Origin of the sequence: Curvibacter delicatus NBRC 14919, assembly GCF_001592265.1 — a bacterium.
Lineage (GTDB): Bacteria > Pseudomonadota > Gammaproteobacteria > Burkholderiales > Burkholderiaceae_C > Hylemonella > Hylemonella delicata.
Map to the genome: position 1 here is coordinate 42,450 of NZ_BCWP01000027.1, position 6,598 is coordinate 49,047.

Genomic DNA, 6,598 nt, shown 5'->3' on the forward strand with positions numbered 1-6,598 from the left:
CATCAAAGAGGGGAAATCGCATGACCACCGCTTCCACCATCCGCCAGTGCTGGCTTGCCGGGCACGGCCCCATCGTCCATCGCGACGAGACCATCAAACGCATGGAAACCCTGGTGACCCGTTTGATCGTCGAGGGCCGTGTTGCCGACGAGACGACGGCCTACACCCTGCTTGCCGCCGCCGACCGCCTGAGCTGCGTGGCCATGAACGTGGTCGCGCACATGACCTATGCGCGCCGCATCGATCTTTCCGGCGCGGCGCTGTCAGCCGAGGACTTCAAGCCCACGCCCGAAGGCCACACCGGCGGCTCGCTGAATATGGTGCAGGCCTTCGTCGGCTACCTGCTGGCCAACGCGCTCACCGGCAGCACACGCGGCTGGATCATGGGCCAGGGCCATTGTGTCGCCGCCATCGAAGCCGTCAATGTGCTGACCGGCGATGTCTCGCCCGCGCAGCGGGGCCGCTACGACCGCAGCGAGCAAGGCCTGTCGCGCCTGTGTGCCGATTTCTATTCCTATGCCATCGATGCGCAGGGCCGCCCGGCCGTGCCGCTGGGCAGCCATGCCGGCCCCAACACCGCCGGTGCCGTGTCCGAAGGCGGCTACCTCGGCTTTGCCGAACTGCAGTACATCCACATGCCGCTGCCTGGCGAATCGCTGGTCGCCTTCCTCAGTGACGGCGCCTTCGAGGAGCAGCGTGGCCCGGACTGGGCGCCGCGTTGGTGGCGCGCGCAAGACAGCGGCTTCGCTGTACCGGTGATGATCCTCAACGGCCGCCGCATCGAGCAACGTACCCAGATCATGCAGGAAGGGGGTGCGCAATGGCTGGCCGACGACGTGCGCCACAACGGCTTCGACCCGGTGATCGTCGATGGCCGCGACCCGGCCGCGATCGCCTGGGCAATCGTCGAAGCCGAGGGCGCGCTGCGTGCGTTTGCCGCCGATCCGGATCGCCGCTATCCGGCGCCTCTGCCCTACGTGATCGCCGAGACCGAGAAGGGCTTCGGCTTTCCCGGTGCTGGCAGCAACGCCGCGCACAACCTGCCGTTGGGCGGCAACCCCCACACCGATGTCGCCATGCGTGGGCGGTTCAACGAAAGCGCGGCTGCGCTCTTCGTTGCTCCGGTCGAACTCGACGCGACGCTCACCGCCTTCGCAACCCACGCCGCCCAGCAGCGCCCGCTGGAAAGCGCGCATCCGATGGCGCACCGCCACCCCGCTGCGCCCAGGCTGCCCGAACCGCGCTGGGAAATATCAGGCAGCGAAGGCAGTGCGATGACGGCGCTGGATCAGTGGTTCGTTGAATTCGCCAAAGCCAATCCCGAGCTGCGCATGCGCATCGGCAACCCTGACGAATTGGCCAGCAACAAGATGGGCGGCACGCTGGCGCTGCTCAAGCACCGCGTCAACGAGCCCGAACCCGGTGTGCCTGAGGATTTGCACGGCGCCGTCATCACCGCGCTCAACGAAGAGGCCGTGGCCGCCGCCGCACTCGGCAACAAGGGTGGACTGAACCTGATCGTCAGCTACGAGGCCTTCGCCGTAAAAATGCTCGGCCTGATGCGGCAGGAAATCATCTTCGCCCGCCACCTGCGTCAGGTCGGCCAGCCCGCCGGCTGGCTGTCGGTGCCACTCATCGTCACCTCGCACACCTGGGAGAACGCCAAAAACGAACAGTCGCACCAAGACCCGACGATCGGCGAAGCCCTGCTGGGCGAGATGTCGGACACCTCGCGCGTGTTGTTCCCGGTGGATGGCAACACTGCGGTCGCCGCGCTGCGCGAAATCTATGCCGGACGCGGGCAACTGGCCTGCCTCATCGTTTCCAAGCGCGACGTGGAGAACCGCTTCGATGCCGAATCGGCGCAACGCCTGATCCGTGACGGCGCGGCCCATCTGATCGGTGACCCCGCCGAGGCCGAAGTGCAGCTCATCGCGCTGGGTGCCTACCAACTCGACGAGGCGATCAAGGCGCAGCAGCACCTTGCCGGGATGGGCAAGCGCGCCTGCGTCACCGTCATCCTGGAACCTGGCCGCCTGCGCATCCCGCGCGATGCCATGGAAGCGGAGTTCGTCGATGAAGACGCCACTGTCAGCACGCTGTTCCCGCAAGGCCTGCCGCGCGTGATCCTCACCCACACGCGCCCCGAGCCCATGCTCGGCATTCTGCGCCGCATCGACAACGGCCCGACCAGGACGCACGCCCTCGGCTACATCAGCCGCGGCGGCACCTTCGATGTCCCCGGCATGCTGTTCGCCAACCGCTGTACCTGGGCGCATACGGTGGATGCCGCAGCGACCGTGGCCGGCTGGAATCGTGAAGCACTGCTCGACCCTGCGCAGCGCGCGGCTCTTGATGGCACCGGCGATCCCAAAGATTTATTGAGCCCGTGAGTCAGGTACGCGAATCCTGTGCCGGTCATGAAGTGCGCCGGCAGCTCCAGGCCGGTGGAGGCGATGTCCTCGCGGTCTGCGCCAGTTCTCAACTGCGCAACGTGCCCAGCAGGTTGCATGTCAGGATCACGCATCGCCTGCACCGCTTATCCAGTCCCTGTTCGTCCAGGGAGTCGGCGCGCTGCTGCATCGCCTGCTTGGTTCCCTCACCGGAGCCCAGGTTGCTCAGGCCCGCCCTGCTGCCATTCGAGCCGGGTGGCCCCGATCACGCGGGCCTGCCGCTCGATGGGCAGGTACGATTTCAGCTCAATGGCCACACCACCCAGACGCTGCACGTCATGGCGGCGGCCCTGCTCGGGCTGATCGTTCGGCACCTTCCATAGCCCTTCGACCACGCGCTCCATGGTGCTGGCACGGCGTGGTGCCTCCAAGTGCCCGAACGTGGCTAGACACTTTGCACGGGGGCGAATGGGCCTGCCTTGGGCATACCCTCACCCTGCTTGGCATGTCCTTCAATGGGGCAGCTTGACGGCCTTCCAGCCGCTGTGGCTGAAATACTTGCCGTAGGCGTTGGAGGCCTGCGCGACCTGCACCACGCCGGCGGCGCGCTTGCCTTCTCCGTGCTTGCCCTGGGCGGCCTCGGCGCCCGCCACCAGGTCGGCCACGATGATGTGCAGCTGGGCGTCCGCCTCGGGGGGCAACTTGCAGTTTTCCACCATGTAGGCGACCTGCTGGCCGACGGCGTTGCCGAAGGCGTCGTAGTCGGCCGCCGTGGCCTTGCCTGCATGGGCCGCGGGCAGGATTTTCGTCACCGATGCATGGACGGCCGTCATGGCCTGGCGCAGCGGCGCGTCGGTGTCCCATTTCTTGCCGGCGTTGAGTTGCAACTGGTGGGTTTCGGCGCTGCCGTGGCTGTCGTGCGCGCTCGCGGCCATCGAGGTCAGGGGGACTGCCAGGGCGGCGGCCAGCAGCAGTGTGGTGAGTTGTTTCATGGAAATGCTCCGTTGAAAGTTGAACCATGCAAGGTGGCCGTGCGGGTTGCCTGGCTGCCTTGCCCTCTTCAACGAAGCGCGCGTCTGAATGTTCCATGTGTTTTGCATCTTTGGTGCACGGCCTTATTTGCGGTGCAGCAGCTCCTCCTCGGTCGCCTCCTGCGCGTAGCGACCCAGCAACAGCTGCAGCAGGCGCTCGCGCTGGGCGGTGTCCAGCAGCTCGCGCTCGGCCAGCAATTGGGTGATCACGCGCTGCTGCTGCGCGGCCTGCAGGCGGGCAATGGCGGCCTGCTCGGCGTCGATGGCCGCGCGGTCGGGTGCGGCGGCGAAGATGTGGCGCACCAGGGCTTCGCGGCGGTGGCGTATGTCGTCCCAGTTGGATGACAGGTCGTGCAGGAACGGCGCCTCCAGCGCCTCCCAGCGCGTGCGTTGCCCGGGCGTGAGCGCCAGGTAGTCCGGCAGGTGCACGGCCGGCGCCGGGGGCGGCGCCACGCGGGCAGGGCGCAGCACGAGCGCCGCAAGAATGCCCAGGTTGAGCGCCAGCGAGACGGCCAGCAGGGTGCGGATCCAGGTGGGGTGTTTCATGGCAGATTCCTTGGCAGTCGGCAAATCTCGGTGGCGGCGCACAGCCCGCCCGGCGGCACGGGGTCGAACACGCGCGCCATGGCGGGGTCGGCGGCCGCAAACGTGGTAGGAATGGCTGCCCCCGTGCCCAGCAGCAGCCCGCCCATCCACAGGCCCGAGACCAGCGCCGCGCCAGCCGCCAGGCCCGTGGGCATCCAGCCCAGAAGGTCCCAGCCGGCACGCCGGGGCCTGGCGGCGCGCGGTGGCCGCCGGTCGCGCAGGCGCTCCTGCAGCTGCGCCGCGAGATCGAAGCCCAGCGTGGGCGATGGCAGGGCGTGCAGTTCCTGGCGCAGCGCCCGCAGCGCATCGAGCTGCTGGCTGCAGACAGGGCAAGCCCGCAGGTGGCTCTGCAGCGCGGCCTGTCTGCGCGCGGGCAGGGCGTGATCGACAAAGGCGGAAAGGTCTTCGATGCGTGGGCAGGTCATGGTGGCTCCTTGCGGTCAGCGTGGCATGTGCTGCAGCAGCCCGGCGCGGGCGCGGGCGATGCGGGATTTGACGGTGCCCAGGCCGATGCCCAGCACCTGGGCAATGTCCTCGTAGGGCATGTCCTCGATGTCGCGCAACAGCAGGATCTCACGGTGCTCCACCGACAGCCGCGCCAGCGCGCGCTCCAGCTCCGCGATGCGCTGGCGCGCCTGCAGCATGGCCTCGGGCGTGGGCGTATCCGCCGGTACCTGCTGATGCAGCGCGTCGTCTAGCGCCACGAACTCCACGTGCCGCGCGCGACGCAGCCGGTCCAGTGCCTGGTTGCGCGCGATGCGGAACAGCCACGTGGACAGCTGCGCCTGCGGGCGCCAGCTGGGCAGTGCCTGGTAGACGCTCAGAAAGGTTTCCTGGGTCAACTCGCGCGCATCCTCCTGTGACCGAGTCATGCGCACCAGAAAGCGGTAGATGCGATCCTGGTTGCGCGTCACCAGCTCAGAGAACGCCGCAACCTCCCCGCGCTGGGCGCGGGCAATGCAGTCAGTCTCGTCAAACTGGCTCGGTTGGGGCATTGGGGCATTAACGCATGAGGAGCGCAAAAGTTCCATCTTCGGGCAAGCCCTGACGAACCCGTCTTCGTCAGTCCAGCCAGACTCGCGATTCGCTTCATGCTTCTCATCAATACGTCCGATGGGGGCATGTGGCAACGTGAACTGACCGTTGGCTCGATCGGATGAACACGAGGTGAACAGAAGGTTCAGTGTTGATTCACCCCCGGTTCGTCAAAATTATTGGCATCAACAGCTCTGATGCTGTGAAAGGAACCGACGATGAAACGAAACCTACACCTCAAGCCCCGGCTGGCCACCCTGGTGCTGGCCGTCGCGGCGCTGCCAGCGGTGGCATCCAGCGACTGCGATGCCCCGGCCGCGCGATGGCAGTCGCGCGAAGCGGTGCGCCAGATGGCGGCGCAGCAGGGCTGGCAGGTCGAGCGACTGAAGATTGACGACGGCTGCTACGAAATCCGTGGCACCGACGCCCAGGGCCAGCGCTTCAAGGCCAAGCTCGACCCCGAGACCCTGCAGGTGCTGAAGATCAAGTCGCGCGAGCGCGATGACCACCACAAAGACCGGGACCGGGAGCGCGAGCGCCGGCGCGACCACACGCCGCAGGATGCGGGCACTGCCCCTTCCTCACCCCTCTTTACCCCGGGCAGCGCGCCGCGCGGCCAGGTGCAATGAATCGCCTCCCCTCTTTCCAGGAGAACCCTATGTCCAAACCCCTGATCACCGCCATTGCCGCAGCTTGCGCGTGTCCCCGGAACCATATCCGGGCCGCATAGGCCCACATATGCTTCCCAAAAGGGGCGGAACACTTATGCTTTCACTCCGGTTACAGCCGCTCATAACTCGCTGCTATCACCGCACGCGAGAGATTTCTTAATAAACTCAATGGGTTAGATTTTTGGGGAGCAAACTTGGCGCATCTTCGATGACATCATTTTTCTGCATTTCCGGCACGCTTATGGTTCTCTGCGGCACGGATATGCTTCCCCAAGAATTTCCGAAATCTGACGACCCTAGCCAGCGTTCGATGACCAACTAACGTTTTGTCGTATGTTGCCGGCTGCCGACCCAAAGCCGCCGGTCCACCTCCCAAGGTCCATGGCCGGTAGGCAGCGGTTCCGGTCGGTCGGCAGCCCACATAGTGAGTCGCCTTTCGGCGGTAGGGGCGGGCATTCGTTCGCAGTGGTTGGCGTTAACGGACTACTCGTAGTCCGGCGAGCCGTCGCCGGCTAATGACCGTTGATATTCAAATCCTGCGTCGGGTTGACTATGGCTTTCGCGATTCGGCGCCAGATGGTTCCATGCCTTGTAGAGCCCGGCTAGCGCCTTCCCTAATGTCCAACTCCTTATCCGTCAGCAGCCGGTGGCTCTCATCGCGCACTTGGTCCGGCTGGAGATACTTCACGTCAAGGATGGGTAATGCGGCATAACGCAAGCGAGCGTCCTCACTGTGGAGCAAGCGTACGACTGTGATCGCCTCATCTCCCGAGTACAAGCCTTTCGACACAGCTGTACGAAGAAGCCCAGGCTGCAGCCGATTGTTTTGGACGCCTTCCAAGAGCCTTGAACGCAGGAGGGCTGAGCCCGCCGCTTCAGCGAA

Annotated in this window: 6 protein-coding genes and 1 pseudogene; 2 read left to right on the forward strand and 5 right to left on the reverse strand. The window is 65.9% G+C overall.

Annotation, left to right across the window (positions count from 1 at the left end; all coding sequences use genetic code 11):
- The first annotated feature begins 20 nt into the window (after positions 1-20).
- Positions 21-2,393: a phosphoketolase family protein gene (locus tag CDE01S_RS13015; protein ID WP_066708206.1), complete on the forward strand. Its 2,373-nt coding sequence runs from the start codon at positions 21-23 to the stop codon at positions 2,391-2,393.
- A 91-nt stretch (positions 2,394-2,484) separates the two neighbouring features.
- Here the strand turns inward: CDE01S_RS13015 and CDE01S_RS18230 are convergent.
- From CDE01S_RS18230 to CDE01S_RS13040, 5 genes and pseudogenes are all read right to left on the reverse strand, one after another.
- A pseudogene (locus CDE01S_RS18230) lies at positions 2,485-2,875 on the reverse strand (DUF3363 domain-containing protein); the annotation flags it as partial.
- A 30-nt stretch (positions 2,876-2,905) separates the two neighbouring features.
- Positions 2,906-3,385, reverse strand: coding sequence for a hypothetical protein (locus tag CDE01S_RS13025; protein WP_013519678.1), 480 nt, complete (start codon positions 3,383-3,385; stop codon positions 2,906-2,908).
- 123 nt (positions 3,386-3,508) lie between these two features.
- On the reverse strand, positions 3,509-3,970 hold the full coding sequence (locus CDE01S_RS13030; protein ID WP_013519679.1) for a Spy/CpxP family protein refolding chaperone: 462 nt from the start codon (positions 3,968-3,970) through the stop codon (positions 3,509-3,511).
- Positions 3,967-4,434, reverse strand: coding sequence for an anti-sigma factor family protein (locus CDE01S_RS13035; RefSeq protein ID WP_013519680.1), 468 nt, complete (start codon positions 4,432-4,434; stop codon positions 3,967-3,969). The genes CDE01S_RS13030 and CDE01S_RS13035 overlap by 4 nt, the downstream gene beginning before the upstream one ends.
- 15 nt (positions 4,435-4,449) lie before the next feature.
- Positions 4,450-5,004: a sigma-70 family RNA polymerase sigma factor gene (locus tag CDE01S_RS13040; RefSeq protein ID WP_013519681.1), complete on the reverse strand. Its 555-nt coding sequence runs from the start codon at positions 5,002-5,004 to the stop codon at positions 4,450-4,452.
- 258 nt (positions 5,005-5,262) lie between these two features.
- Between CDE01S_RS13040 and CDE01S_RS13045 the strand changes: the two genes are divergently transcribed.
- Complete coding sequence (locus CDE01S_RS13045; RefSeq protein WP_013519682.1) at positions 5,263-5,673, forward strand: PepSY domain-containing protein; 411 nt, start codon at positions 5,263-5,265, stop codon at positions 5,671-5,673.
- Positions 5,674-6,598: the final 925 nt, after the last annotated feature.

Excerpts from the sequence above, each read along its gene's own strand:
- CDE01S_RS13015 (WP_066708206.1), top strand. The coding sequence starts at position 21 with ATGACCACCGCTTCCACCATCCGCCAGTGCTGGCTTGCCGGGCACGGC.
- CDE01S_RS13025 (WP_013519678.1), bottom strand. The coding sequence starts at position 3,385 with ATGAAACAACTCACCACACTGCTGCTGGCCGCCGCCCTGGCAGTCCCC.
- CDE01S_RS13030 (WP_013519679.1), bottom strand. The coding sequence starts at position 3,970 with ATGAAACACCCCACCTGGATCCGCACCCTGCTGGCCGTCTCGCTGGCG.
- CDE01S_RS13035 (WP_013519680.1), bottom strand. The coding sequence starts at position 4,434 with ATGACCTGCCCACGCATCGAAGACCTTTCCGCCTTTGTCGATCACGCC.
- CDE01S_RS13040 (WP_013519681.1), bottom strand. The coding sequence starts at position 5,004 with ATGCCCCAACCGAGCCAGTTTGACGAGACTGACTGCATTGCCCGCGCC.
- CDE01S_RS13045 (WP_013519682.1), top strand. The coding sequence starts at position 5,263 with ATGAAACGAAACCTACACCTCAAGCCCCGGCTGGCCACCCTGGTGCTG.